This window comes from Vreelandella hamiltonii (assembly GCF_014651795.1).
In the GTDB taxonomy this organism is placed as follows: Bacteria; Pseudomonadota; Gammaproteobacteria; order Pseudomonadales; family Halomonadaceae; genus Vreelandella; species Vreelandella hamiltonii.
The window spans coordinates 184273-210057 of sequence record NZ_BMXO01000004.1; the positions used below are offsets into that span (position 1 = coordinate 184273).

Consider the following 25785-nt stretch of genomic DNA (forward strand, 5'->3'; position numbering starts at 1 on the left):
ACGTTGCATGGATTGTTAGTAACGTGAACGTGTGCTTGCCTCGTTATGGAACCCTAGCGCTGTGATCACTCATCTACCACAAGACAGGTAATCGGTATGGAAGAGGTTTCTCTCGTCACCATGGGGGTATTGGGAAGCCTTGCCGCGGGCTTGATGACGGCTGTCGGGGCGCTTCCTATCTTGTTTACCAAAAGACCGAATCGTGGTGTTCGCGATTTAGCGTTGGGGTTCGCCGCTGGCGTCATGCTAGCGGCCTCTTTCTTCTCACTGATCATACCCTCCTTAGAAGCCTCGGAGCTGCGTTACGGAGGTAGCGTGGTACCTGCTGCCATTGCCTGTGCGGCCATCTTGCTAGGGATTGGAATGGTCGCACTACTGAACGAACTCTTACCTCATGAGCACTTCGAACAGGGGCGAGAAGGGCCAGAGGCTGCCTCACTACGTCGTATCTGGTTGTTTATTATTGCCATTACGATACACAACCTGCCAGAAGGGCTAGCCGTTGGCGTGGCCTTCGGCGCAGGGGGAAGCGAAGGAGGCATTCCACTAGCGATTGGCATTGGACTTCAGAATGCCCCAGAAGGACTGGCCGTAGCAGTATCACTGCTAGGCGTGGGCTATTCACGTTGGCGGTCATGGACGATTGCCGCCCTTACGGGGCTTGTTGAGCCGTTGGGTGGCTTATTAGGCGCTGGAGTCATCAGCATGTCACAAGCGCTACTGCCCTGGGGGTTGGCCTTTGCAGCGGGGGCGATGTTGTATGTGATCAGTCATGAGATTATTCCCGAAACTCATCGAAGCGGGCACCAAAAAAAGGCCACGCTGGGCCTCTCCATCGGATTGGTACTCATGCTGTTTTTGGATGTTTCGCTGGGCTGACCATTGGGCGTGGGGCGTAGCGTTAGTGCTAACCCAAGTCGAGAGCCCCTCCGTGCGATTTTTCAGTGATACAGAGTTGATGATCACTGATGACCTCAATGATTCGGCAGCTTTCCACTTTACCACCGGCACACTGCGTGACCATCCGTTGAAGCTCCTCACGCAGTATGGACAGTCGTTGAAGGCGGGACTCCACTTTCTTTAGGTGATGCGTGGCGATGGCATCGACTTCTTGGCAAGGCATATCAGGTTGATCTGACATGGCCAAAAGCTCTCGCACTGACTCCACCGAAAAGCCAAAGTCACGGGCATGACGAATAAAGGTCAAGCGCCGCACAGCGTCGTCTCCATAGCGGCGCTGCCCCCCACCGGTTCGTGTCGCATCGCGCAACAGCCCAATACGCTCGTAATAGCGAACCGTTTCAGGTTTGCAATCGGCTCGTCGTGCTAACTCACCAATGCTGATACTTAGGCCGATCATCGACATGGTAAAACTCCTTAGGCAGGGCTTGAAGCTGTAGTTGCTACAAGGTTTACACTTAAAAACCATAGCCCATTGGCAGGAGAGGCACCATGAAAACATCAACGCCGACAACAGCGCCTACCACCTTGACGCTGCGTGTTGAAGGCATGGACTGCGGCGGTTGTGAGCGCAAGGTTGTATCGGCGCTAGAGCGACTGGAAGGCATTGAGGAAGTCACGGCAAGCTCGGTCACGGGATCAGTGAAGATTCACCACCACGATCACGGGGCCCCCTCGCGAAAGACCATTGAGGGCATCCTGAACGAACTAGGCTATCAAGTGGCTTCCCATGATGGCCAAACACGCGCATCTGGTGCTTCATCCTCTTGGTGGCAAACCGCTAAAGGGCGCTTGGTCATTATCACAGGAAATCTGCTGATAGTGGCCTTCGCGCTTCGTTTAGCATGGCCTGCGCTGGGTAATATGCCTTTCATTTTGGCCACGCTAGTCGGCTTAATACCCATTGCGCAGAGTGCCTGGGGCGCCCTCAAAATGCGCAATCCCTTTACCATCGAGATGCTGATGTGCATCGCTGCGCTTGGCGCATTGGCCATCAATGCTGCCGCTGAAGCTGCGATGGTCGTGTTCTTGTTCGCCGTAGGTGAGCTACTCGAAGGGGTAGCTGCTTCACGAGCGCGCCGCAGTATCTCAGCCTTGGCAAATTTAACACCCTCAACGGCGAGGCTGATGGACAATGGCCAGCTGCGTGACGTCTCGGCGGAGTCACTTAAACCCGGGCAGCGTGTGCTGGTGCGGCCCGGTGATCGCGTACCCTGCGATGGACGCATCCTGGTGGGCACCTCCGACATTGACGAGTCGCCGGTAAACGGCGAGTCCATACCCCGTTCGCGAGCGCCTGGTGATGACATTTTTGCTGGCACAGTGAATCTTGATGCCGCCCTGGAGGTGGAGGTAACACGAGGCGCTGATGACAATACGATCGCTCGCGTTATTCGTCTGGTTGAAGAAGCACAGGCCGCCAAGGCACCGATAGCACGCTTTATTGATCGTTTTGCGTATTACTATATGCCCGCCGTCGTCTTACTCGCCCTACTGATGGCGATAGTGCCACCGCTGGTATCGACCATGGCATGGTCGGAGTCGATTTACCGTGCGTTAGCATTGCTGTTAATCGCATGCCCCTGCGCGTTGGTCATTTCTACCCCAGCCGCCATCGCCGCAGGTCTCTCGGCGGGCGCTCGGCGCGGACTACTGATCAAAGGGGGAGCCGTTCTTGAACAGTTAGGTAAGCTTCGCTTGGTGGCATTAGATAAAACGGGCACCCTCACTGCGGGTACCCCAAGAGTCACAGATGTGGAGTCTTGGATTGCTGAGGAAGACGATAACAGCGTATTGCGGCTCGCCGCCGCAATAGAGCGGGATTCCAGTCACCCTATCGCCACGGCTATCGTTGAGCATGCCAGACAGTCGGGCATCAACCTCCCCACCGTCACTGGCAGCCGCGCTCTGGCGGGGCGCGGTGTTTCCGGCCAGGTGGAGGGTCGCGAGCTGAGCTTAATGACGCCTCGTCACCTTCACGAGAAAGTCATCCTTGAGGAAAGTCTCAGTGCTCGAATTGTCGCGTTAGAAGAAGCCGGTAAGAGCCTCGCTCTCCTCGTCGAAGGCGAGCGTTTACTGGGCTTGATCGCGGTTCGCGATGAGCCACGCGAAGATGCCATTGAAGGCCTAGCGGCGCTATCCCGTTTAGGCGTACAGGCGGTCATGCTCAGCGGTGATAATGCCCGCACCGTCGCTGCCACGGGGGGTCGCTTAGGCATTGAAGCGTACGGCGAACTAATGCCTGAAGACAAGGCAGCGTATGTTCGAGACTGGCAAGCGGCAGGCCGTGGCCCCATCGGTAAAGTAGGTGATGGCATCAACGATGCACCGGCACTCGCGGCAGCAGATGTGGGTATCGCGATGGGGGGTGGCACGGATGTGGCGTTGGAAACCGCCGATGCAGCCTTGCTCAAGAACCGCGTTACCGGCATCGCTGAGCTGATAGACCTCTCTCGTGCCACGCTGCGCAATGTGAAAACCAACGTTGTTCTCGCCCTTGGCTTAAAAGCCATTTTCCTAGTTACAACGGCGCTGGGTATTACCGGCATGTGGATTGCGGTGATGGCCGATACCGGTGCTACCGTCCTGGTGACGTTGAACGCCATGCGACTGCTGGGTTACCGCTTTTCGCCCAGTACCGCAATGACAGGCCTGTCACAAGGAAAAACAACGTCATGAGAACAGCGCCAAACGATAGCCCTTCACGTCGCTGGCCATGGTTCACATTAGCTTGCGTGATGGCTCTAGCCGATCAACTGGTCAAGGAAATTGTGCATGCCCAGATGTCGTTTGGCCAAGTCATTCCGCTAACGCCGTTTTTTAACTGGGTTTATACCGGGAACACAGGAGCCGCTTTCAGCTTTCTCGCAGAAGCAGGGGGTTGGCAGCGCTACCTCTTTCTTGGTTTAGCGTTGGTGGTGGTCGTCGTATTGGTTGTGCAGCTATGCAAACCCCTGTCGCGCTTGGAGGCCTGTGCGTACAGCCTGATTCTTGGCGGCGCGCTCGGTAATACTGTTGATCGCTTAGCGCGAGGGTACGTCGTCGACTATCTGGACATTTACTGGGGCGAATGGCATTGGCCCGCCTTTAACATGGCCGATATCGCGCTATTTGCCGGTGTATTGATGTTCGCGGTGGCGTTATGGCGTGAAAGTCCTGCTTTTAAGCGCTCTGAGTAACGCTATGGATGTGGTCGATAAAGATAAAGAATATACGCTTTTTGCTGGGCGCTCCTCACCAATAGTCGATTGCGTTGTAGCGCTCGCCGCTGGGGTGCTGACCACCTTGAGTGCCGCCCCCTTTTCCCTATGGTGGCTTGGCCCAGTGAGCGTGGCACTGGTCTATTGGAGAATAGCGTCGCTAACGCCCGCCATGGCCACCCTGCGTGGGTGGTGCTATGGGGTAGGCCTGTTCGGTTCAGGCACGTCGTGGGTCTTCGTTGCTATTCACGATTTCAGTGGCACCGGGGCCTTGGTGGCGATGCTCCTCACCACTCTTTTTGTCAGCGTCCTGGCGCTCTTCTTTGCAGTCCCCTTTGGGCTCTATCGACGCATCACGGGGCCACGGTTCGCCTTTCTTAGCTTTGCCGGTATGTGGGTGGTGAGCGAATGGCTACGCACTTGGATGCTCACCGGCTTTCCCTGGTTATTGCTGGGCACCTCTCAGATTGATTCTCCACTAGCCCCATGGGCGCCCGTTGGTGGTGTGTACTTGCTGTCACTCATGACCGCGCTGACAGGTACGTTAGGGGTAGAGGTACTGCGTCGCCGCTGGAGTTTCCTTGTCCCAATGGCCGCCTTGTGGATCGTTCCATTCCTATTGCCCGCCCAATGGACAACCCCGGCTGGCAAGCCCATCCGGGTGGCATTGCTGCAAGGGAATCTTGACCAGCGCATTAAGTGGACTGCCCAAGGGCAGCGCGAAGCGATCAGTATCTACACGACGATGACACGGGAGCAAGCAAGGGATATCGATCTCATCGTTTGGCCTGAGGCAGCCCTTCCCATGCTTGAGCAGGAAGCACAGCAAATACTTGAGCAAGTAGCGTCCGACCTGGGGCCTGACACCGCCTTGTTGACCGGCATTTTGCAACGCGACAGTGAAGGGCGCTCTTATAACAGCGTCATAGGGCTAAATGATGTGCAGGGCGAATACCAGAAGGCGCACTTGGTGCCCTTTGGCGAGTATTTGCCATTCCAAAGTCTCCTCGCTGGCACCCTTGCTTTTTTCGACTTGCCAGTACCTCGCCTGACCCCAGGGTCAGGCGAACAGGCTCCGTTACACGTGGCTGGAGCCACCATTGGCAATGCCATTTGTTACGAAATCATTTTTGCCGACCATGTCGCCCAACAGGCGCGTAATGCCGAGCTGCTATTAACGGTTTCCAACGATACGTGGTTTGGGCGCTCCATTGGCCCACACCAACATCTTCAAATGGCGCGTCTACGTGCCTTAGAAAATGGTCGTCACCTACTTCGAGCTACCAGTAATGGCGTGACGGCCATCATCGATTCACAAGGTCACGTCACAGCCCGTGCCCCACAGTTTGAACAGGCCAGTTTAACGGGCGAGGTGACCCCGATGCAGGGCCTAACTCCTTTCACACGCACCGGTAGTGGCCCCGCTTGGATACTCGCTGCGGTGCTGACACTGCTCGGGTTACAACTGAACTTATCTCGATCAAAAAACGACGCATTAGATGAAAAAGGAACCTAGCGATGCTCTTGGCAAAGAACGCAGCAATACTTAAGAGATTCCTCCCATGGCCAATGCAGATCGGCTTCATCGTGAGTGTGATGGTTTCGTTTCTGGCATGGCTCCCTGTCGCCATGGCGGCACAACCTTCCACTGCCCAGGAGACGGAATGGCCCAAGGGGCATTACCCGCTACCTGAGGAAGGCAATATTATCGGAGAGGCTGACACCTTCATCGTGAAGAATTACGAGGATACTCTGATTGATATTGCCAGACGTCACAACCTTGGCTACCAGGAGATTGTACGTGCTAACCCAGAGGTCAGTATTTGGGTGCCCGGAGTGGGTACTGAAGTAACCATTCCAGGACGCTTCATCCTGCCGAATGTCGAGCGTACTGGGGTCGTCATCAATATCGCCGAGCTGCGGCTTTACTACTACCCAGATGTCAAAACCGGTGAGACACCGCGCGTTGAGACCTATCCTATCGGCATCGGTCGCGAAGGGTTTGATACACCCCTTGGTGTGACCGAGACCACCATGAACATTAAAAACCCCGCATGGTACCCGCCTGAGTCGGTAAAACGTGAAGCGGAAGCACGCGGCGAAACCGCACCAAGCGTTGTACCGCCCGGCCCCGATAACCCGCTAGGAGACCATGCCATCATCCTAGGCTTCGATGGCTATTTGATTCACGGCACCAACCAGCCCGATGGCATTGGCATGCGCGCAAGCCGAGGTTGTATCCGCATGTTACCCAAAGACATCGAATCTATATTTGACCGCATTCCACCCGGCACCCAAGTCAACATCATCAATCAGCCGATCAAGATAGGTTGGGAAGGCGGTCAGCCGCTGATTCAAGCCTTTCCGCCGCTTGGAGAAGAAGAGCACAGTATGACCGCACTCACAGAGACCATGACACGCCTTAACCAATACAATGTCGATAACGTAAACCTCGATTACGAGCAGCTCAGCGATGTCCTGTCACTCTCTAACGGGCTTATAACCCCACTACATCCAAAGCAGGAACAGGAGCCACAGCGCCACAGCCCAGAAGAGAAGGCTATCAAGGGCATTTATGAAGACCTGGTTTTGACGTCATCTCAACGGTCATGACACGCCTTTTGGCACCCCGTTGAGCCCTGGCATATAGGTAGAGAGCCATAGCCCCGTCCAAACGGCGGGGCGACATTCGCCTACAGAGTCGCGGGGCCCTCCAAGTGACTGCGCGCTATCAGTGTCTTAGCACTCAATATCCAGAGGCAGCCAGTAGGTAACGCCACCCACTACCACCTGTATCCCGTCTGTCGTCCGCTCTACGGTCTGTTGTCGAAGCATTTTCTGCGTTAATTTTGTGTCATGGAAATACTCCATGGCAGCAACGATCCATGCCTCCCTCCAGGCCTCTCCTTGATCAGCACACCGGGCCATCGTCATCAGGGTGCGGGCTAGTGTTTCTTTTCGCCGCTTTCTTGCCCGTTTTACATCCACCCGAGGAGCCAACGTGGTGGCATGTTGGCGATTTAAGAAATTAGTAAACCCCGTGACCGAGGCTGCTTGTCCGGGCACCGCATGCAAATAGTTGTCCACATCGCCCTGTTGAGGCAGTCGCTGCCCCTCCCGGTCAGTAGCGAGTAGCAATGCGGCTGCCGCTCTTAGTGCAAGTCGTGCGGAGGTGTGGGACGTTTTGCCCGCCTCTATACGGGTTTCCAATTGCAGCCAATAGGCTTGCAGCACTTGGTCTGATAGCGAAGCGAACGGCATAGAACTGAGACACGCTTGAATACGTCTTTTCTCTGAGTCGATCCGCTTTGCTTGGTGATCCGGCTCTACCCCTTGCTCTTCATGCAACCATCGCATGGGAAGCCTCACACGCCGCAAGCCCTCCGCCCCGAAGTGATGAAGTAGCTCCGAATAGCTCGGTATCCGTGACCATGCCTGGTCGAGCTCAAGGAAGAACGAGAAGAAATGATTGATCTTGAGGGCAGCCTTATGCGGCCCAGTGATACGAATCAGCCATTCACCAAATTCCCCAAAGGCCTCACTTAACGCTTTGGTAGTGATACCGGCTTGGCCAATGGTGATGCGTTTACGGCATGTTCGCGTCCAATAGCAGGGCTCACAGGCATCACCTCGACCCGCTGGCATGGGATTACCACACGATGGGCAGGCAATTTCCCCTTGCTCATTACAGGCTTTGCACAACGCATCCCCGTTGGGTGCCACCACCAATAAACGATGTCGACGACATGCAGAACAGGTACCGTGGTCTGCTGTCGAACAGCGTGGACATAAGCGATGATCATGCCCCATACGCGCCACTCGGGTAAGACGTTGAGATGCTTTCCCACACGCCTCGCAGGGCTCTGGTTCTTTGAAATAGGGAGCGCAGGCGATACAGACAGGGCCGTAGGGAGTGACCTTGCCGATGTTGTAGTCTGAACTGGCTTTTCCACATCGTGCACACGGTTTGTCAACGTTGCACTGACGACAGACGGCGTCTGGGTCATTCTTAGGCAGACGGGCTAACTCACCACATCGTGGGCACATCCGCCGCTTAAACACACGAGCATAGCAAGTTGAACAGTAGCCGTGCCCTTTATGGCGTCGCCACAATTTGGAGACTTCTCGGCCACACTCATCGCAGTCGACCGTTTGGTGTTGATTCAAGAGGTTGGCTCCGCTTTCATTCTGCGTTTTAAACGCGCCCATGAGGCTCTAACAGCGCGTTCCGACATGGGGCGACAAGCCGGGGGAACACGGCGGCGATGCGGCCCATGAGGGTGGTGAGATAACCGTGATAGCAGCGGCAACAACACAACGGGGGGCGACCTTCGGGGATCATGAAGCGCGCTCGTTTTGACATTGCACGCGACCAGAACGCTGAACGTTTCTTCAAGGCCCATACTGAGCAAGCGTTCCAACGCTACCAATAAGGCACTACGCTCGCTGACAGCCAGCAGCTCAAACGCCAGGCCAGACACAGGCATTCGGCAATCCGTAACCGAAATGCCCAATGAAAGAAGCGCATCGGCCAGGGGTGACACAGGCCGCCGACTTGCACGCCGTATAACGCCAATAAAAAAGGCCACCATAGAAAACCAATCGGCGGGTGCGATAGAGGCCTGCCTAAACGTCACCTTATCCTGTTCTAACACACGATCAGCCATCACTTGAACACTGAACGCTTCAGGTAAAGGCGACGTGCATACCGCCTTTCTAAAATCGTTATGACACCGGCTGCATTGAGCTAAATGTTGATCTTCCGCTGTCAGGCGATGGGGCTCTATAGGGGCCTTGCATGCTGGGCACTCATCTACCAGCTGCACCCCATGAAAGCGGCACCCAGTGTGCCAAGCGAATCGCCAGTGCCGGCGCAAGTAGGGGGTTGAGTCCTCTGCCAAGCACAACGTGCATACCTGTTGTCCTCCATGGCGGGTTCGATTTCGGCTGCCGAGTGCCAACAACCAGGGCCAAGTCCGGGTTTCCGGTAACGAGTAACCGACCACTTTCTCACAATCGTCCCGCATCCCCGCTTTCTGAAACTTAGCGGAAGATATCCCCGAGGCATTCACTAATGGGCGCATTCTTGCGAGGGGTATTTCCCTATCAATGTCCCTCGTCCATATACGCCATGTTGGCCAAATAGCCCCGGTGAGCGACAAAGGATCACACCCCTGTCGCAACGCCGCCCGAACGAGCCATGATGAAAGGGACTCCTCAGGCAGCAGGGGCACACTCAGCGCCCAGGTCATTACAGCATCACTTCCCTAATGCCACGGGTGGGCCGCACCCATGATTTACTCTGAATAATTTTCTCATCGATGCACTCAGCTCCAGACAAAATAGCGGCATTTGCACACTCAATCAGCAGCCGGTGCAGGTCACCCAAATTACCGCCAGAAATCGCGTGGAGCTGGGTCGCCAATTGGGGCTCATGCAGTTGGGAAGGATGTTTGAGAGGTAATATCTTCTCAAAGCCAGCGAGCAGCTTCTGAAACTCCTGATTGAGCTCCCACTTTGGTAACGCGACCACATCAAAGCGACTCGCATGCTGTGGGTCTGAATGCAGCACACGCACAGCATCTTGCGTCCCCACACCAACGATGGGAATCATTAGCTCATTGCATAAAAGCTTAATGGCATTCATCGTTTCGCGCTGCTTAACAGCACCACCGGTTAACAGAGAGTGAAACTCATCGATGATCAGTAAGCGCGTATGGCAAGCACGCAGTTGATGAATCACCTGGTAGCGCAGCTTGGGAACAGGATCTGTAGGCCGGTAGGGAGCCCAGAAACTCTCTAGCACTGCGATATACAGACTTTTCTCATCGGCACTCGGGGGAGCCTGAGTGACAACAACAGGCTTCACGGGCTCTACGTCTTCATTCACGTAGCCTTCACCGTACTGCTTACGAAACTTGTCTTTCCGTTGTTGGAGTCACCCACGAGCAAGAGGTTAGGCATACGAGGACGACTGGGCTTCTCCATCAACCCACGCATGACCTCAATGACACGATTGGCCAATGGATAGCCCAACCAGCGCGGTTGATCCATAAACTCCATTCGCTCTTTAGCGGACAGCCCCAAGACGTGACGAAGATCAGGATGAAGGTGTGTGCTCATGCTATGTCCCAGTTCACATCGATATCACCCGTTAAAAGACCGTCCCCTTGAGCGGGTGTCTCTTTAGGGGCCGCAGTTGAGGGCGCATGTAAAAGGGGATCTGCAGGCGTCACCTTCTTCTCATGCTCTTTACGTCGTTGTGCCTGACGGCGACTTCGCTTAGTACGTGCTTGCGACTCCTCCACATGGGTTCGCAGCTCACTAATAGCGCGTAGAATTTCAGTCTCATTGACCGAGTTTCTTCCTTCCTGCCGAAGGCGCGCTTTAGCTTGGGCATACTCCCAAACACTCATCGAGGGGAGGGCAAGATTGGCAAAGGGCACGCGAAAATAGTGCCCGAGCTCCGGGTCTTTGAACCAAATGACACTAATGTCGCGAGGGTCGCGCCGGAAAACAAAGGTGCGTTTCTTGTCTGGCATGTCTGGATCTTTGGCATTGATCCAAGGTCTTAGCGCTTCATCGTAATAGTTTATGCCATCGATGGTCACACCAAAGGTCTGGATCGTACGCTGAAAGCTGGGCAAAAAATCGAGCAATACAGAGAGCCTGTCAGCAGGCCTCGGCGCTAATCCCACTCCCTGCACATCCGCATTGCCAAACACACCAATTTCCCACTTTTTCATCGGCGACATACCAATCCCAGAATGAAGGCGCTGGTGGTAAACCTTGCAAATCAACGTCACCAGCCACTCTTCAAACTCGCTTTTCGTCATGGCCGCGTGCTTCTCTGGATCGTATCCCTCTTTCTCTTTAATGGAGGAGAAGGTCGTCCCAGGCAGGTTATGGATTTCCTTTAGAAGAGAGCCCAGTACCCGCTCAATGTGGCCACCATAACGAGGCTGCTTAACAGGCCGAAACTCAAGGTTGACCCCATAGGCTAGGCATGAGCGCCGAAACGTCTCAGAGCGAAAATCTGGGCCGTTATCGACATGAATCGTGGCGGGTGTGCCCCATACCGGCCACTCAGCCTCCACATTATGCAGTAGCAACCACTCATCTTTAGGAAGCATGGAGTGCGCCACACACATGCCGACAGATGTTTCAGAGGGCGGGTCAAACGACAAGTAATACCCCGTGACCATGCGAGTAAACACGTCCATGGCCAACGTAATCCATGGGCGACCAATCGGCTTGCGATACACGTCATCGACCAAAATAATATCGGCAGGCGTGTGGTCAATCTGCATAACGGCTAACGGATAGTCCGCATTGGGAAATTTTCCGGCAGCCGGCTGGAACTTGTTAATGGCTTTGTCTCTAAAACCATGGCCACGCAACCGGTCACGCTCTGGGATATCACGCAGACGAGCACGAACGGTACCAGGGCTCGGCGGGTCGATGCGCCGTTCATGGCAGCGCCGCATGACTTCCTGTACCGCTTTTTGTGCGGACGGACGCTGCAGCGTCAAATACACCTCTTTGATGACTTCCTGAATCACTGCCTCGGCATGCGCGGGAATACGCGACTTTCCCTTCTTCCACCCTGGCTTTTGAGGAATCAATGCGAGCACCGAGCCCGTCGCTTTATACCGCTTCAACCAACGGTAGATCGTAGCCGTATCAACCCCCGTTTGTTTCGCACGCTCCTCCGCTGCATCCCGCCCCACCGTATGGCGATCCACCAAGGGCTTAATGATGGAAAAGCGATGCTCGGCCTCCCGCCAATCGGCATCCCCAATCTCGGACATATCCTGCTCAGGGGATACGGACCCGCTATTGAGAGGCGCTAGTTCTTTGATGCGAAGCGGGCAACTACGCCCGGACTCAACGGCAATGCCAATGACTGTCTCAAAATCGAGCACCTGGGAAATTCGGTAAACGGTGCCATCTTTCTGAACCTGCTCACCCACCATAATCTGCAAGTGTTGGCGTGTTTGGGCGACGCCGTTATTGGGTTCAGTTGCGCTGCCACGATGGTTATTCATAATCGGGTACCCATACCTCCGATAGAGGACTGAAGGATTGGGCCATATCGCAATCTAACTGCCGAGTCGCCAGTAGATGCCATAAATGCGCAATCCCCTCTGCCCGGTAAATATCGCCCATAAAGTGCCGAGAAAGCAGGTAATCCAAGGTCGCCACCCCCATTTCCCTCACCGTGTTGAGGACTGCCTGGCTTTCGACAGAGGGAAACACCATCCGCTTGTAGCGCGCTAGGAAGGTAATGTTGTCCAAGGTCTTATCACGAATGCGGCTTTCATCATGAATGCGAAACGCCCAGCCCTCATTGTTGGCATGCCGTATCGCCGCCTTCTATTTAGGCGACCATTCACGCCAATGTGCTTGCCACTTTTCCCGTGGTTTGACCTCCACCAGGAGAGGTTTTGGGTAATCCCTGTAATGACGGTTACCGAGACGGTAATAAACCAAATAGTCAGGTGTGTAGGTGTAGCGCCTACCGGTCACGGGATGATGAAACGGGATCTCGCACGGCTGGGATATCACACCAAGGACGCTCACATCAAAGTCAGCCTTGATGAGGAAATCACGTTCGAGCGTCGACTCGAACGCAATAGACTCCTCCCCGCGAAAGGCATAGTAGCCAGACACACTTCGTCGGGTAGGGCCGATTTTACGAACGGATGTAGGCAGTGGCATGGGCAGTCGCACCAAATGTTGAATAAAACAAGACCTGTCGCATCAATTGCTATTAATTCTGTCGCACTCAATCCTGTACAGACTACCATAATAGCCCGATATTACGCCCTGAGGGTCGCACTAATTGCTGAAAATGACAAGCAGTGCCCAGGCCAGGCTGGCCAGCGCCACCAGGTTCTGCAGCGTCGTGAAACGGCGTGCCTGGACACCCTCCAGGTCGAACCCCTGCTTGGTGAACCGGTACCCCTCCTCGCAGGCCCAGCGATCCAGGTAAGCCTGAATCATCCGCTCGCCTTGGCGGCGACCACGCACCGGGCGCGTCGTCACCAGCACCAGGCGCTCCGACTTCTCATGATCGACAACGATCATCCACAGCGGCGTCTCCGGATGCTCCCGCAGTGTGACCTTGGTGATGCCGAACCGCACCGGGATATGCTGCCCACGGCGCAAGTGGCCGCGGTGCTTCAGTGGCAGATCTCGGGCAATCTGCTGCGACGTCTTGGCGGTATCTCGCCACTGCCAGAAGCGCTGATTGGCGGCCCGGACCAGCACATGACGCTCGGCGCGCAGCCAGGCATCCCACAGCCGCCCTCGATCGCCGCCACGATCGATGACCCACAGTGGCCGGCCCTCCACATGGCGCTGCACGGTATCCATCACGCTCAGGATATCGGTGTTTTCACTGCGGTAGCCGCCGCGAGCCGGCGATAGCAGCCGCGTGAGCAGTGGCCAGGTGGTGCCCCGCTTCAGGTCGCGTGCCACCACGCTGATCAGCGGATAACCGCCGACGATCTCGCCGGTATCACCGTCGCGAACGCGGGTTCGGTATTCACTGGTCGGGGCGCCATCCCGGTTCAGGTCGCCCGGATCGATGGCCAGCACCATGTCATCGGTGATATAGGGCGTGATCCGCTGGAGCTGCAGTTGCTCCGCGGCCCAGGCAAGCTCGCTGTGCCGGGACAGCATGCGCGACAACCGCTTCTGCGTGTGGTGTAGCCGACAGGGTTCCTTCAAGGCGCGGGCGATCTCGGCCTGGCGCAAACTACCGCTGGCCAGGATGCCAAAGAGCGTTTCTGCCGCCAGCTTCACGACGGGTCGAGCGAGGTGATCCGACAGGTCGTCACACCAGTCGATCAGGCGAGCTTTCCATTTGGCGCGGTCTTTGGCATCTTGAAGCATCGGGGCTTTCCTTTTGGTTCATGGTGTTAGGGGTAACAACATGATACCGGCGGGAAAGCCCCGATCTCGTTGATAGCACTGAAATTTTCAACGCTATTCAGGCAGTTACAGCACCACCTGTGGAAAAGTGGGGAGACGCTAGGCCTAAGGTACGTTACCCTTGGGGGAGTCCACTTGATAAGGAGTGCTCATGGATTGGAATCCGGCCTACACCTGGCTAGTCATCGCGCTGCTGCTCAGTCTCGGCGAGCTGACCTCTGGCGCCATGGTCCTCCTGGCGCTGGGCATCGCCGCCGCCTTGACCGCCGCCGTCACCGCGCTGGGGCTGACACTGCCCTGGCAACTGCTCAGCATGGGCATCTTCGCGGGTATTCTGGTGCCCGTGGGCGTGATGGTGATTCGCCCGCGCTTTTCGCCCAAGGGGGTCGCCTACGGCACCACCGGTACCGGTGTGGAAAAGAACCAACACTATGTCACCCTGACCCGCGACTTCGATAATGCCACCGGCATCAAGGTCAATGGCGACTTCTATCGACTACGCGTGCTGGAGAGCGGAGCCACCGAGCTGCCCTCCGGCACTCCGGTGGTGTTCAAACGTTTCGAGGGCACCACCGCCCTGGTCATGCTGACCCCTGCCAGCAACCCGGTTCCCCAGGACAACCATTCGCAACGCAAGGAGCTTTAACCATGGATCTACCCATCAGCCCAGGCCTGTTGATCAGCCTGATCATCGTGGTCATCGGTATTCTGATCATTTCCAAGGGCCTGGTGATCGTTCGCCAATCGGAAGTCATGGTGATCGAGCGGCTAGGCTCGTTTCACCGGGTGCTGGAGAGCGGCATCAACATCATCATTCCCTTTATCGAGCAGCCCCGCGCCATCACCATGATTCGCTACAAGAAAATGGGCGAGGAGTACCACCCCATCACCAGCGATGAAATTCGTATCGACCGTCGGGAAACCGTCATGGACTTCCCGGGCCAGCCGGTCGTGACCACCGACAACGTCACGGTGCGGATCAACGGCGCGCTCTACTATCAGATCATCGACCCCAAGCGAGCAGTCTATGAGGTCGAGAACATGAGCCAGGCCGTGGAGGTACTGGCCAAGACCACGCTGCGTTCGGTGGTCGGCAAGATGGAGCTGGATAAGCTGTTCGAATCCCGGGCCGAGGTGAACAACGAGATTCAGGCTGCCATGGAAGAGCCTGCTTCCAAGTGGGGGGTCAAGATCTCCCGGGTCGAAGTTCAGGACATCGCCATGCCGGAAGAGGTAGAGTCGGCCATGCGCCTGCAAATGGCTGCCGAGCGTAAACGTCGTGCAACGGTCACCGAAGCCGAGGGCGAAAAATCAGCAGCCATCGCCATGGCCCAGGGCCAGCGTGAGTCGGCCATCCTCAACGCCCAGGGCGATAAAGAGTCGGCCATTCTGCGTGCCCAGGGCGAGCAGGAGTCCATCAAGCTGGTGCTCAGCGCCATTGGCGACAGCGACGAGCACAAGCGTACGGTAGTGGGCTATCTGCTCGGCCAGAGCTACATCAAGGTGCTGCCCACCATGGCGAAAGACGGCGAGCGCGTCTTCGTGCCCTACGAATCCTCGGCGCTGCTGGGCTCCATGGGCATGTTCCGTGAAATGGCGGGCACCCCGGAAGACGCCGTGGCCAACCATCTGGATCACGCCAACGCTCGCCAGGGCGGCTTCCGCAGTGGCATCGTGGGGGGTGCGGCAAGCGGCCAATAACCTCGCATTAACCTCTTGGGCCACCACGGCGGCTTGATGCGCCTCGTCGGCGAGGCGCGAGAGAGCCGGTGACTTGCCTATGGCACCCCAATGGCGTGCGGCACAGGTGTTTCGATAAGGATTTGGCTTGTTTATCGGGCAAGGCTATCGAGTCTGGTTATCCAAGCGCCTGGTTATCGAGAAGCCTGTTATCGAGAGAGCTCCTGGCGCACGATGTCGGCACCTGCGCTCAATGCCTTCAGCTTGCCTTGCGCCACTTTGCGCGGCAGGGGCGTCATGCCGCAGTTGGTGCAGGGGTAGAGCTTGTCGGCGTCCACAAAACGTAGCGCCTTGCGCAGGGTATCGGCGACTTGTTCCGGGGTTTCGACGGTGTGGGTGGCCACGTCGATGGCCCCGACCATCACCTTCTTGCCGCGAATCAGCTCGATCAGCTCCATGGGCACGTGGGAGTTCTGGCACTCCAGCGAGACGATGTCGATGTTCGAGGCCTGCAGTTTGGGGAAGATTTCCTCGTACTGGCGCCACTCGGACCCGAGCGTCTTCTTCCAATCGGTGTTGGCCTTGATGCCGTAGCCGTAGCAGATATGCACGCCGGTCTCGCAGGTGACGCCTTCGATGGCTTTTTCCAAGGCGGCGATGCCCCAGTCGTTCACCTCATCGAAGAACACATTGAAGGCGGGCTCATCGAACTGAATGATGTCTACCCCCGCCGCCGCCAGATCACGGGCTTCCTGGTTGAGAATCTTGGCAAATTCCCAGGCGAGTTTTTCACGGCTCTTGTAGTGGCCGTCATAGAGGGTGTCGACCATGGTCATGGGGCCTGGCAGCGCCCACTTGATGGGCTGGTCGGTCTGCTGACGCAGGAATTTGGCATCGTCGACGAATACCGGTTTTTCCCGCGAGACAGGGCCCAGCACCGAAGGCACGCTGGCCTCGTAGCGATCACGGATCTTGACCGTCTTGCGCTGCTCGAAATCGACACCATCGAGGTGCTCGATGAACGTCGTCACGAAGTGCTGGCGAGTTTGCTCGCCGTCGCTGACGATGTCGATGCCTGCCTGACGCTGATCGTGCAGGCACGCCCGCAGCGCGTCCTGCTTGCCTTCCGCCAGCTCGTCGCCCTGCAGTTTCCAGGGGGACCAGAGCGTCTCGGGCTCGGCCAGCCAGGCGGGCTTGGGCAAACTACCGGCGGTCGAGGTGGGCAACAGTGTCTTCATAAGAAATAACCTTCATGATGAGGGATCAAAGGGCGTAATCGGCCGACCACTTGTCGAGTATTTGGCGGAAGGGCTTGATGAAATACTGCTCGGTAAAGCGCCCCTGCTCGATGGCCAGTTGGCTGCGCTCTTCACGGTCGTACACGATGCGTGTCAGCGAGTAGTCCTGGTGCTTCAGGCTAGGCTGATAGAGCTTGCCTGCCGCCGAGTTGGCGTTATAGATCTCGGGGCGGTAAATCTTCTGAAACGTCTCCATGGTGCTGATGGCGCTGATCAGTTCGAGGTCGGTGTAATCGGCCAGCAGGTCGCCGGAGAAATAGAACGCCAATGGCGCCACGCTATGGGGCGGCATGAAGTAGCGCACCTGCAGGCCCATCTTGGCGAAGTAGAAATCCGTGAGCGACGGCTCGTCGTTGACGTACTCGACGCCCAGCACGGGGTGGCGATTTTCCGTCTGGCGATACACTTTGCTGTGGGACACGCTCAGGCAGATGACCGGTGCCTTGCTGAATGATGCGCGGTAGGCGTCGGAATGAATGAAACGCTTGAACAGCTTGCCGTGGAGGTCGCCAAACCCTTCCGGGATGCCAAACTCCGAGCGCTCCTGATTATGCTCGGCCAGCCACACGCTGAAGTCGTAGTCGCGAACGTAGGAAGAGAAGTTGTTCCCCATCATGCCTTCGATGCGCTTGTCGAGATGCTGATCGATGATGGTCGTCTTCAGCATTTCAATCGCGGGGAAAGCATCGCTCGCGTTTGCCATGTTCAGCTCGCCGGTGATGATATCCAGCTCGACGGCGTAGCGATCCGCCCTGGGGTTATCCCAGTGCGCCAGGGTATTGAAGCGGTTGTTGATCATGGTCAGCGCATTGCGCAGGTTTTCCTGGCAGCGCTCCCCTCTCGCCAGATTGGCGAAGTTGGTCGTGGTACGCGTGCTCTCGGCAGGACGGTAGTTTTCGTCGAACCGGACGCTCTTGATATCGAAGGTAAAGTCGTAGCTCATCGCGAACAAACACCCTGTTGGTCGAGATTGGCGACGGCGCCGCAATGCAGCTCAGCGCTCGATGCCATGTTTGACGTTTCGATACACGGGCGTTAGCGCCACGTCATCGAAAAGGATGTGTTCTTTATGCCAGACCCACCACATGAATGAAAAGCGACATTAATTCAACTCATCATGAGAAAACCTCATGATGAGCTGTTTGGCAGGGCGCTTACCCCTGTTGAAACGGATACACCGAGCCAATGTTCAGCAGCTGCGTCAGCTCATCCAGCGCGGTGAGGACTTCCGTGGCGAGCTGCGGGTCGGCCAGGTCATCGGTGGCGAGGCGGTCGCGGTAGTGGCGGCTCACCCAGGCGGTGAGGTCGTTATAGAGCGCATCGTCGAGCAGCACTCGACCGCTTAGGGCTGCGCGCTCGGCGTCGCTGAGCACCACGCGCAGGCGCAGGCAGGCGGGGCCGCCGCCGTTGCGCATGCTCTGCTTCACGTCCTTGACGATCACTTCGCCAATGGGATTATTGCCTGCCAGGATGAAGTCCTGCAGCGTGCGCCACACGGCTTCCCGCTCCTGACACTCGCTGGGCACCACCAGGGTCATGGTGCCATCCGGGTTGGAAAGCAGCTGGGAGTTGAACAGGTACGACGCCACCGCGTCTTCCATGCTCACCGCTTCCGCCGGGACACGAATGGGAATCAGCGGCGTACTCATTTTGGCACGTAGCTCGTCCAGGGTCCGCGCCTCGTCCAGAAACGCCATTTCGTGGTAGAGCAGCACCGAGCCGTTGCCCACGGCAATCACATCGTTGTGGAACACGCCCGCATCGATGGCCTCCGGGTGCTGCTGGGCGAACACGGTCTGGGCGTCGCTCAGCCCGTGCTGGCGGGCCACCGCCTGGCTGGCTTCCAGCGTTTGCCGGGCGGGGTAGCGCTTGGGCTCGCTGCGCCCGCCGCCAAACGCCTGGCGGCCATACACGAACAGGTGCACGCCGGGCTCGCCGTACTCACCGCATAGCCGGGTGTGGTTGGCCGCCCCTTCATCGGAAAACGCGGGGGTGGCGGGCAGCACCGGGTGGTGGGCGAAGTGCTGCTCATCGCGGAAAATCGCCTGGAGTACGCGCCCCGTGGTGCGCGGCTCCAGGTAGCGGTGGAAGCTCGACTGCAGGTTGGCCGGGGTAAAGTGCACCCGACCATCCGGCGCATCCACGCCAGGCGTAATGGTGCCCGCGTTGGCGGTCCACATGCTGGACGCCGAGCACACCGCCCGCAGCAGTTGTGGCGCTTGCTGCGCCGCTCGAGCGAGGATCTCGCGGTTGCTGCCGCTGAAGCCCAAGTCGCGCAGCGCGCCCAAGTCCGGCCGCTGCTGCGGGGGCAGAACGCCCTGGGCGTAACCTGCATCCATCAGCGATTTCATCTTGGCCAGCCCCTGCAGCGCGCCCTCTCGGGGGTTGGAAACCAGGCCCCCGTGGCTCATGGAGGCCACATTACCGTGGGCCAGTCCCGAGTAGTTGTGGGTCAGCCCGACCAGGCCGTCGAAGTTGACTTCCCGAATGCTGTGGACGCTCATAGAGTGACTCCCGGTGGCAGGGTTTCGGGCATTTCCAGACTGTCGGCTTCCATGGAGGCAACGGGGTAGGCGCAGTAGTCGGCGGCATAAAAAGCGCTGGGGCGGTGATTGCCGCTATCGCCTACGCCGCCGAAGGGCGCGTCACCCGATGCCCCCGTGGTCTGGCGGTTCCAGTTCACGATGCCTGCGCGAATACGCAGCAGGAAGTCGTCCCAATCCGCCTGTTCGCCGCCGATCAACCCCGCCGAAAGGCCGTAGCGGGTGTCGTTGGCCAGGGCCAACGCCTCGTCCCAATCGGCATAGCGATGGATTTTCAGCAGCGGGCCAAAGTGCTCTTCATCGGGCACCTCCAGGCCGGTCACGTCGATCAGCGCGGGGCTGAGCAGGCTGGTGTTCTCTGCCAGGCGCTGCATACGGTTGATCACCGTGCCGCCCATGGCTTCCAGTTCGGCCTGCGCCTTGAGCAGGCCATCGGCCGCGGCCACGCTCACCAGGCCGCCATAGAACGGCGCGGGCTCCTCCTCGAACTGCCCGGCCACGTGCAGCCTGGCAATCGCCTCGGAGAGCGCGTCGATGAGACGATCTCCCACCTCCCCTTGGGGAATCATCAGACGACGAGCGCAGGTGCAGCGCTGGCCGCCGGAAAGAAACGCCGACTGCAAAATGGTCAGGACGGCTGCGCGCTGATCATCCACCTCCTTGACCACCAGCGGGTTGTTGCCCCCCAGCTCCAGGGCGAGGATTTTATCCAGCTGCCCGGCAAACTGCTGCTGCAACAGGCCGCCCACTTTGGCGCTGCCGGTAAACAGCAGGCCATCGATACCCGGATGGGCAGAGAGCTCCTGCCCCACGGCCACGCCGCCTTGTACCAGGTTGATCACCCCGGCGGGCAAGCCGGCTTCCAGCCAGCACTGCAGGGTCAAATCCGCGGTGAGCGGGGTCTGGTCGCTGGGCTTGAACACCACCGTGTTACCCGCCAACAGCGCGGGCACCATGTGGCCGTTGGGCAGGTGCCCAGGGAAGTTATAGGGGCCGAACACGGCCATCACCCCGTGGGGCCGGTGGCGCAGGACCGCCCTGGCGGTACCCAGCTCTTTTTCACGTTCGCCGGTGCGCTCGTGGTACGCCTTGATGGAGAGCGCCACCTTGCCCACCATGGCTCCGACTTCGGTACGCGCTTCCCATAGCGGCTTGCCGGTTTCTGCGGCAATCGCCACGGCGAGGTCTTCCTGGTGCGCCTTGAGCACCTCGACGAACCGCTCCACCAGCGCCTGACGCTCGGCAAAGGGAGTGCGCGCCCAACCGGGGAAGGCGGCCCTGGCGGCCTCGACTGCCCGCCCCACCTGGGGCTGCGACGCCGAAGCGCCTTGCCAGAGCAGCGTACCTGCCACGGGGTCGTGCTTGGTCACGGGGGCGGCCTCGCCGACCACCCAGGCCCCATCGATCAACTGCTGCTGTTGGGCGGGCATACGCGGGGTGCGTGCGTTCGGGTTATGCATGACGCTCTCCTTTGCTGAGCCGGGTAGTCGGGTACGTGGGCAGATCAGGTTTCCAGCAGACGCAGCGTGTCGCCCGTGGCGACGCCCAGCCGCTCGGCCTCCTGAGGGGTCAGGACAACGGTGCTTTCATCAGCGGGACCTCGGCCAATCCAGCCAGCGGTAAAGTGCTGCATCTGAGTGGTGGCCGCCAGCCAGCGGCTGACGCTTTCTGCGGCAGCGTCGGGCGACACCTCCACCTGATAGCAGCGTGAATTGCGGATCGCTCGCACATCATCGATATAGGCTTCCACCGTGGGGCCGCCGTCGAAGATGTCGATGTAGCCTTCCCAACGCAGCCCCTCTTTCTTGAGCATTTCCAGCGCCGGGCGGGTGTGGCGATGTACCTGACCAATACAGGCCCGCGCCTCTTCCGACATGAACGTGGTGTAAATGGGAAACTTGGGCATCAGCTCGCCAATGAAGCTTTTCTGACCCAGACCAGTCAGCCGGTCTGCCTCGCTGAAATCCATGGGGAAGAAGTGCTTGCCCAGGCTTTGCCAGAACGGGCTGACGTTGTTTTCATCGAACACGCCGCGCATTTCGGCGAGCACCTTCTCGGGAAAACGGTCGCGGAACTGAGCCATGAACAGCCAGCGCGCCTTGGAAAGCAGCGCACCGTTGCGCAAATGTTTGTTGGCCTCGCCCCGGTACTCCGGGCGCAGGAACAGCGAGCACACCTCGGCATCGCCGGTATGGTCCGAGCTCAAAAACAGCGTGTCGATAGTACGGTGCAGGTCGAGCTGTACCGACGAGTGGGCCAGGGTGCCAAGCCGATAGTTGTAGAACGGCACTTCACGACCCACCTGACCTTCAATGGCGCAGCAGCCTGCCAGCTCGCCGTTGGTGTCATCTTCCAGTACAAAAAAGTAGAGCCGGTCGTCCACTGGCGTGCGCTCTTCGAACGCGCGGGCGGCGGCGTCGATCTTGCCCGCCAGGAACTCCCGGTTATCCGGCAGCGAGGTAAAGCCAACGCCTGCCTGCTGCGCCAGCGCCTGGAGCCCATCCAGATCATCACGGGCAATGGGGCGAATGCGCATTACATCTCTCCTTCATCGAGCGCATCGAGGGCGCTGGGCAGGGCTAACGGTGCCGCCAATACGGCGCGCCCCTCTTCCACCCCCAGGCGCTGCGCATGCTGCGGGGAAAGCACCAGCTGTCCGGTGGGCGAAAGCGCATAGCGCGCCACGATGCAGCGAAAATCGCTCAGCGTCTGGTTGGCGATCATCGCCGGTTCGGCATCCGGCAAGGCATGCTCCGGGCGCACCCGCACCGGGTGCCAGGCAGCACGACGACAGGTTTCCAGCCGTTCGCGCTCGGCCTTGACGATGGGCCCGGCATCGAAAATATCCACATGCCGGGAACGGACAAAGCCTTCCGCCAGCATTTCCGCCAGCGCTGCTTCATGGGCCGGATGTTCACGGCCTATGGCTGCCCTGGCAGGCGGCGTCAATAGCGGCAGGTAGAGCGGAAACTGGGGCATCACCTCGGCAATGAAGCTTTTCGAGCGCACCCCGGCCATGTGGTTCATCTCCTGGAAGCCGCGGGCAAAGAAGTGGCGGCCCACGCTCTCCCAGAAGGGCGATTCATTCTGGCGATCCAGGTACCCCGGAAACGCCACGGCGAGAATCCGCGAGAAGCGCTCCGGGTACTGGGCAATGAACATCAGCCGCGCCCGCCGCAGCAGGCTCTCGGCGCTGGTGCCCTTGTAACGCGGGTTGAGCGACAGCGCACAGAGCAGCGTGGCGTCCGAGACTTCGTGGGACAGCGCCAGGGTCTGTACTTCCCGGCGCACGTTGAGCTGCTGCGAGGCGTGGATCAGCGTCTCCTGGCGGTAGGTGTAATAGGCCTCGGCGGCCCCCGCCTGGGCGCGGATGGTGGCGGTACCGAGCACTTCATGACGATGATCGTCCGCCAGCACGAACATGTACTGCTCGTTACCCGGAAAATCGACCTCGCTGCCAAACGCCTCCTGGGAGCGCAGGATGCGCTCCTCTAACCGCTCTCGGTTGGCGGGCAGGTTGGTCAGCCGAGGAACGGCGTGCTCGGCCAGCTGTTCCAGGGCAGGCAGGTCGGCCAGGGTGACCGGACGGATAACCAGCATGCTCAACGCTCCTTCTGGTAACGCTTGCGGCCTGCTCATGCGCTGGCAACAAGGCGCTCGATGGCTCGTTCGAGACGCGCCATGCCTTCGGCGATGTCGGCCTCGGGGATCACCAGCGACGGCGCCATGCGCAGCACATTGGGACCTGCGATCAGCGCCATCACGCCCTCTTCCATGGCCAGCGGCAGGATATCCTTGGCGCGACCTTCGAAGGCATCGGACATCTGTGCGCCCATCAACAGGCCCATGCCGCGGATTTCCTTGAACACGCCGTGCTTGCGGTTGATGGTTTCCAGGTGCTCACGGAACAGGTCGTGACGCTGCTTGACCCCTTGCAGCACTTCGGGGGTGTCGATGAACTCGACCGCCGCCAGGGCCACCGCCGATGCCAGCGCGTTGCCGCCGTAAGTGGAGCCATGGGTACCGATCACCAGCGACTTGGCAATGGCGTCGGTGGTCAAGGTGGCGCCGATCGGGAAGCCACCGCCCAGCGATTTGGCGCTGGTGAGAATGTCCGGAGTGATACCGAAGTTCTTGTAGGCGTACAGCTCGCCGCTGCGGCCCACGCCGGTTTGCACTTCATCGAAAATCAGCAGCGCGCTGTGCTCGTCGCACAGATCGCGCAGGCCCTGCAGGAACTCCTGGGTGGCAGGCACGATGCCGCCCTCCCCCTGCATGGGCTCGACCATGATGGCGCAGGTGTCATCGCCCACCAGCTTGCGCACGCTCTCCAGGTCGTTGAAGTTGGCGTGCAGAATGCCGCCGGGCACCGGGCCAAAGCCCTGGGAGTATTTTGGCTGCCCGCCCACGCTCACGGTGAAGAAGGTGCGGCCATGGAACGACTGGTAGAACGAGATGATCTTGTCCTTGTGCTCGCCGTGGTGATCCACCGCCCAGCGGCGCGCCAGCTTCAGCGCCGCCTCGTTGGCTTCACCGCCGGAAGAGCACAGGAATACCTTGTCGGCGAAGGTGCGCTCGGTGAGCGTCCTGGCCAGCTTGAGCGCAGACTCGTTGGTGAACACGTTGGACAAGTGCCAGAGCTTTTCGCCCTGCTCTTTCAGCGCATTGACCAGTACCGGGTGGCAGTGGCCCAGCGAGTTCACCGCAATCCCCCCGGCAAAATCGATGTATTCACGGCCTTGCTGATCCCACAGGCGGCTGCCTTCACCACGCACCGGAATGCTCTGTTGCGGTGAGTAGTTGGGCATCATGTAGTGGTCGAAATCCTGGCGACTTGGGGTGTGGCTCATGAAACAAATCCTCCGGTGGAGTCAGCGATGACATCAGTATACGAGGGGCGGTGGCCGCCCTGCTTTCACGATTGGGACGCTAAATTATGAAAAGCTGCGCCTACCCCAGCCGCTCTTCCCGCGGGGTGATCCCAAAGTGGTTACGGTAGGCAGTGGAAAAGTGCGCGCCCGAGGAGAAACCGGTCATCAGGGCAATGTCGCCCACGGGACGGTCGCTCTCTCTGAGCTGTTTGCGGGCTTCCTGCAGCCGCAAGTCCAGATAATAACGGCTGGGCACCGCCTGCAGGAACTTCTTGAACAGCCGCTCCAACTGACGCCGGGAAATGCCCAGGTGTTCGGCCAGTTCCAGGGTCGAAAGCGGCTCTTCGATATTGGCTTCCATCAGCGTGACCGCATCCACCAGGCTTTGTGGGGCGTGGCCCAGGCGGTGGCGCAGGGGGACGTGCTGGCGCTCATCGGCAAGGCGAATGCGATCGCACACGAACTGCTCCGAGACCTGCTCTGCCAGCCGTGGGCCGTGATGCTTGCCGATCAGCGTCAGCATCATGTCCATGGCGGCGGTGCCGCCCGCGCAGGTCAGACGGTCACGGTCGATCTCGAACAGCTGCTGGGAAAGCGTGACCTGGGGGTACGCCTGGGCAAATGCGTCGAAGCGCTGCCAGGGCAGCGTCGCGCGATAGCCTTCCAGCAACCCGCAGCGGGCCAGCACTTCGGTGCCCCCGGCCAGGCCGCCTAGCGCCACGCCCCTGCCCTGATGACCGCGCAGCCACTCGTGAAGCCTGGCGGGCAGTACGTAGGGTAGCGGTGTCGGTGCACAGACCAGCAGCATGTCCAGCGGCCCAAGAGCGGCTTCCAACGAGTGCTGGGCCAGCAGCGAAAGCTGCGCTGCACTGCGCACGGGCTCGTCATCCAGGCTGAGCGTCAGCGTGTGATACAGCATCTGGCCACTGAGCTGATTGGCCATCTGCAGTGGCTCGATGGCGCTGGCATGGGCCAATAACGAAAACCCGGGAAGCAGCACAAAGGCAACCCGCCGACGCTGATCGGGGGAAGGCGTCAACGGCCGAGTGGGCATGTGAAGATGTGACAAGGTGAGAGGCACTGCATGGAAACCGCCGCTGGCTGTCGAGATAACGTGTTCAAATCAAACGTCATCTTACCCAATTGCGGCGCGGAAGGCAGCGCCATGACCGCAGGAACAAAAACACGGCGCTTGACGTCCTCCCCGCCCTAAAGGACGGGGATTCCAACTTCTTGAGGGCAACGTCCTGCCCCGAGGCTGAGGATATTCCGGGCCGCATTCACGTCCCGGTCG

General features: G+C 58.8%; 22 protein-coding genes and 1 pseudogene. 7 read left to right on the plus strand and 16 right to left on the minus strand.

Annotated elements, in window-relative coordinates; all coding sequences use genetic code 11:
- Window positions 1-96 precede the first annotated feature (96 nt).
- Window positions 97-879 carry a ZIP family metal transporter gene (locus IE061_RS06635; RefSeq protein ID WP_016916429.1) on the plus strand — a complete coding sequence of 261 codons (783 nt, stop codon included), beginning with the start codon at window positions 97-99 and terminating at the stop codon, window positions 877-879.
- Window positions 880-907: 28 nt separating this feature from the next.
- On the opposite strand, the gene IE061_RS06640 is transcribed toward IE061_RS06635, so the two are convergent.
- Entirely contained in the window at window positions 908-1366 is a 459-nt protein-coding gene (locus IE061_RS06640) for a MerR family transcriptional regulator (protein WP_016916428.1), read from the minus strand.
- Between the two features lie 86 nt (window positions 1367-1452).
- Between IE061_RS06640 and IE061_RS06645 the strand changes: the two genes are divergently transcribed.
- Genes IE061_RS06645 through IE061_RS06660 form a run of 4 tightly spaced genes read left to right on the plus strand, consistent with a single transcriptional unit; the run spans window position 1453 to window position 6773 of the window.
- Window positions 1453-3639 (plus strand): heavy metal translocating P-type ATPase, encoded by a 2187-nt coding sequence (locus IE061_RS06645; protein WP_016916427.1) that lies wholly within the window; start codon window positions 1453-1455, stop codon window positions 3637-3639.
- Window positions 3636-4139, plus strand: coding sequence for a signal peptidase II (gene lspA, locus IE061_RS06650; RefSeq protein ID WP_016916426.1), 504 nt, complete (start codon window positions 3636-3638; stop codon window positions 4137-4139). Before IE061_RS06645 ends, lspA begins: the two co-directional genes overlap by 4 nt.
- A 4-nt stretch (window positions 4140-4143) precedes the next feature.
- Window positions 4144-5676 (plus strand): apolipoprotein N-acyltransferase, encoded by a 1533-nt coding sequence (lnt, locus tag IE061_RS06655; RefSeq protein WP_016916425.1) that lies wholly within the window; start codon window positions 4144-4146, stop codon window positions 5674-5676.
- 53 nt (window positions 5677-5729) lie between these two features.
- Window positions 5730-6773, plus strand: a complete 1044-nt coding sequence (locus IE061_RS06660; RefSeq protein ID WP_016916424.1) for a L,D-transpeptidase family protein — start codon at window positions 5730-5732, stop codon at window positions 6771-6773.
- A gap of 126 nt (window positions 6774-6899) precedes the next feature.
- Here the strand turns inward: IE061_RS06660 and IE061_RS06665 are convergent, their stop codons facing one another.
- The 7 genes and pseudogenes from IE061_RS06665 to IE061_RS06690 form a co-directional block, all read right to left on the minus strand.
- Window positions 6900-7805 (minus strand): hypothetical protein, encoded by a 906-nt coding sequence (locus IE061_RS06665; protein ID WP_016916423.1) that lies wholly within the window; start codon window positions 7803-7805, stop codon window positions 6900-6902.
- A gap of 518 nt (window positions 7806-8323) precedes the next feature.
- Window positions 8324-9412, minus strand: a complete 1089-nt coding sequence (locus tag IE061_RS18295; protein WP_081139052.1) for a TniQ family protein — start codon at window positions 9410-9412, stop codon at window positions 8324-8326.
- Window positions 9412-10283 (minus strand): annotated as a pseudogene (locus IE061_RS06675) (TniB family NTP-binding protein). Before IE061_RS06675 ends, IE061_RS18295 begins: the two are co-directional and overlap by 1 nt.
- Window positions 10280-12208, minus strand: coding sequence for a Mu transposase C-terminal domain-containing protein (locus tag IE061_RS06680; RefSeq protein ID WP_016916422.1), 1929 nt, complete (start codon window positions 12206-12208; stop codon window positions 10280-10282). The pseudogene IE061_RS06675 and the gene IE061_RS06680 overlap by 4 nt, the downstream one beginning before the upstream one ends.
- On the minus strand, window positions 12201-12527 hold the full coding sequence (locus IE061_RS18300) for a TnsA endonuclease C-terminal domain-containing protein (protein ID WP_373294951.1): 327 nt from the start codon (window positions 12525-12527) through the stop codon (window positions 12201-12203). The genes IE061_RS06680 and IE061_RS18300 overlap by 8 nt, the downstream gene beginning before the upstream one ends.
- A 9-nt stretch (window positions 12528-12536) precedes the next feature.
- Window positions 12537-12881, minus strand: a complete 345-nt coding sequence (locus IE061_RS18305; RefSeq protein WP_202801290.1) for a TnsA endonuclease N-terminal domain-containing protein — start codon at window positions 12879-12881, stop codon at window positions 12537-12539.
- Window positions 12882-13001: 120 nt separating this feature from the next.
- Complete coding sequence (locus tag IE061_RS06690; protein WP_016916420.1) at window positions 13002-14060, minus strand: transposase; 1059 nt, start codon at window positions 14058-14060, stop codon at window positions 13002-13004.
- Between the two features lie 190 nt (window positions 14061-14250).
- Here IE061_RS06690 and IE061_RS06695 point away from each other — a divergent pair, with 190 nt between their 5' ends.
- Together IE061_RS06695 and IE061_RS06700 are read left to right on the plus strand one after the other, a co-directional pair.
- Window positions 14251-14745 carry an NfeD family protein gene (locus tag IE061_RS06695; RefSeq protein ID WP_016916419.1) on the plus strand — a complete coding sequence of 165 codons (495 nt, stop codon included), beginning with the start codon at window positions 14251-14253 and terminating at the stop codon, window positions 14743-14745.
- Between the two features lie 2 nt (window positions 14746-14747).
- Window positions 14748-15800, plus strand: coding sequence for an SPFH domain-containing protein (locus IE061_RS06700; protein WP_016916418.1), 1053 nt, complete (start codon window positions 14748-14750; stop codon window positions 15798-15800).
- Between the two features lie 188 nt (window positions 15801-15988).
- On the opposite strand, the gene IE061_RS06705 is transcribed toward IE061_RS06700, so the two are convergent.
- The 8 genes from IE061_RS06705 to IE061_RS06740 form a co-directional block, all read right to left on the minus strand.
- The gene (locus IE061_RS06705; protein ID WP_016916417.1) at window positions 15989-17017 is read right to left on the minus strand and encodes a methionine synthase; all 1029 of its coding nucleotides are present in this window, start codon (window positions 17015-17017) and stop codon (window positions 15989-15991) included.
- A 25-nt stretch (window positions 17018-17042) separates the two neighbouring features.
- Window positions 17043-18020: a DUF1852 domain-containing protein gene (locus IE061_RS06710; protein WP_039175760.1), complete on the minus strand. Its 978-nt coding sequence runs from the start codon at window positions 18018-18020 to the stop codon at window positions 17043-17045.
- A gap of 211 nt (window positions 18021-18231) precedes the next feature.
- Entirely contained in the window at window positions 18232-19581 is a 1350-nt protein-coding gene (gene astB, locus IE061_RS06715) for an N-succinylarginine dihydrolase (protein ID WP_193461280.1), read from the minus strand.
- Window positions 19578-21050 (minus strand): succinylglutamate-semialdehyde dehydrogenase, encoded by a 1473-nt coding sequence (gene astD, locus IE061_RS06720; RefSeq protein ID WP_193461288.1) that lies wholly within the window; start codon window positions 21048-21050, stop codon window positions 19578-19580. Before astD ends, astB begins: the two co-directional genes overlap by 4 nt.
- A 74-nt stretch (window positions 21051-21124) precedes the next feature.
- The gene (astA, locus tag IE061_RS06725; protein WP_193461281.1) at window positions 21125-22156 is read right to left on the minus strand and encodes an arginine N-succinyltransferase; all 1032 of its coding nucleotides are present in this window, start codon (window positions 22154-22156) and stop codon (window positions 21125-21127) included.
- On the minus strand, window positions 22156-23220 hold the full coding sequence (locus tag IE061_RS06730) for an arginine N-succinyltransferase (RefSeq protein WP_039175756.1): 1065 nt from the start codon (window positions 23218-23220) through the stop codon (window positions 22156-22158). The genes astA and IE061_RS06730 overlap by 1 nt, the downstream gene beginning before the upstream one ends.
- Window positions 23221-23255: 35 nt before the next feature.
- Window positions 23256-24470, minus strand: a complete 1215-nt coding sequence (locus IE061_RS06735; RefSeq protein ID WP_016916410.1) for an aspartate aminotransferase family protein — start codon at window positions 24468-24470, stop codon at window positions 23256-23258.
- A gap of 100 nt (window positions 24471-24570) precedes the next feature.
- Window positions 24571-25545, minus strand: coding sequence for a GlxA family transcriptional regulator (locus IE061_RS06740; protein ID WP_026002007.1), 975 nt, complete (start codon window positions 25543-25545; stop codon window positions 24571-24573).
- Between the last annotated feature and the right edge of the window lie 240 nt (window positions 25546-25785).

Bases quoted from the DNA above. Each gene is read 5' to 3' on its own strand.
- IE061_RS06710 (WP_039175760.1), bottom strand. From the start codon at position 18,020: ATGAGCTACGACTTTACCTTCGATATCAAGAGCGTCCGGTTCGACGAA.
- IE061_RS06645 (WP_016916427.1), top strand. From the start codon at position 1,453: ATGAAAACATCAACGCCGACAACAGCGCCTACCACCTTGACGCTGCGT.
- IE061_RS06640 (WP_016916428.1), bottom strand. From the start codon at position 1,366: ATGTCGATGATCGGCCTAAGTATCAGCATTGGTGAGTTAGCACGACGA.
- astD (WP_193461288.1), bottom strand. From the start codon at position 21,050: ATGCCCGCCCAACAGCAGCAGTTGATCGATGGGGCCTGGGTGGTCGGC.
- IE061_RS18295 (WP_081139052.1), bottom strand. From the start codon at position 9,412: ATGACCTGGGCGCTGAGTGTGCCCCTGCTGCCTGAGGAGTCCCTTTCA.
- IE061_RS06705 (WP_016916417.1), bottom strand. From the start codon at position 17,017: ATGAAGACACTGTTGCCCACCTCGACCGCCGGTAGTTTGCCCAAGCCC.
- IE061_RS06730 (WP_039175756.1), bottom strand. From the start codon at position 23,220: ATGCTGGTTATCCGTCCGGTCACCCTGGCCGACCTGCCTGCCCTGGAA.
- IE061_RS06735 (WP_016916410.1), bottom strand. From the start codon at position 24,470: ATGAGCCACACCCCAAGTCGCCAGGATTTCGACCACTACATGATGCCC.
- IE061_RS06635 (WP_016916429.1), top strand. From the start codon at position 97: ATGGAAGAGGTTTCTCTCGTCACCATGGGGGTATTGGGAAGCCTTGCC.
- IE061_RS06665 (WP_016916423.1), bottom strand. From the start codon at position 7,805: ATGCCAGCGGGTCGAGGTGATGCCTGTGAGCCCTGCTATTGGACGCGA.
- astA (WP_193461281.1), bottom strand. From the start codon at position 22,156: ATGCGCATTCGCCCCATTGCCCGTGATGATCTGGATGGGCTCCAGGCG.
- IE061_RS18305 (WP_202801290.1), bottom strand. From the start codon at position 12,881: ATGCCACTGCCTACATCCGTTCGTAAAATCGGCCCTACCCGACGAAGT.
- IE061_RS06680 (WP_016916422.1), bottom strand. From the start codon at position 12,208: ATGAATAACCATCGTGGCAGCGCAACTGAACCCAATAACGGCGTCGCC.
- lnt (WP_016916425.1), top strand. From the start codon at position 4,144: ATGGATGTGGTCGATAAAGATAAAGAATATACGCTTTTTGCTGGGCGC.
- lspA (WP_016916426.1), top strand. From the start codon at position 3,636: ATGAGAACAGCGCCAAACGATAGCCCTTCACGTCGCTGGCCATGGTTC.
- astB (WP_193461280.1), bottom strand. From the start codon at position 19,581: ATGAGCGTCCACAGCATTCGGGAAGTCAACTTCGACGGCCTGGTCGGG.
- IE061_RS06695 (WP_016916419.1), top strand. From the start codon at position 14,251: ATGGATTGGAATCCGGCCTACACCTGGCTAGTCATCGCGCTGCTGCTC.
- IE061_RS06740 (WP_026002007.1), bottom strand. From the start codon at position 25,545: ATGCCCACTCGGCCGTTGACGCCTTCCCCCGATCAGCGTCGGCGGGTT.
- IE061_RS06700 (WP_016916418.1), top strand. From the start codon at position 14,748: ATGGATCTACCCATCAGCCCAGGCCTGTTGATCAGCCTGATCATCGTG.
- IE061_RS06660 (WP_016916424.1), top strand. From the start codon at position 5,730: ATGCAGATCGGCTTCATCGTGAGTGTGATGGTTTCGTTTCTGGCATGG.
- IE061_RS06690 (WP_016916420.1), bottom strand. From the start codon at position 14,060: ATGCTTCAAGATGCCAAAGACCGCGCCAAATGGAAAGCTCGCCTGATC.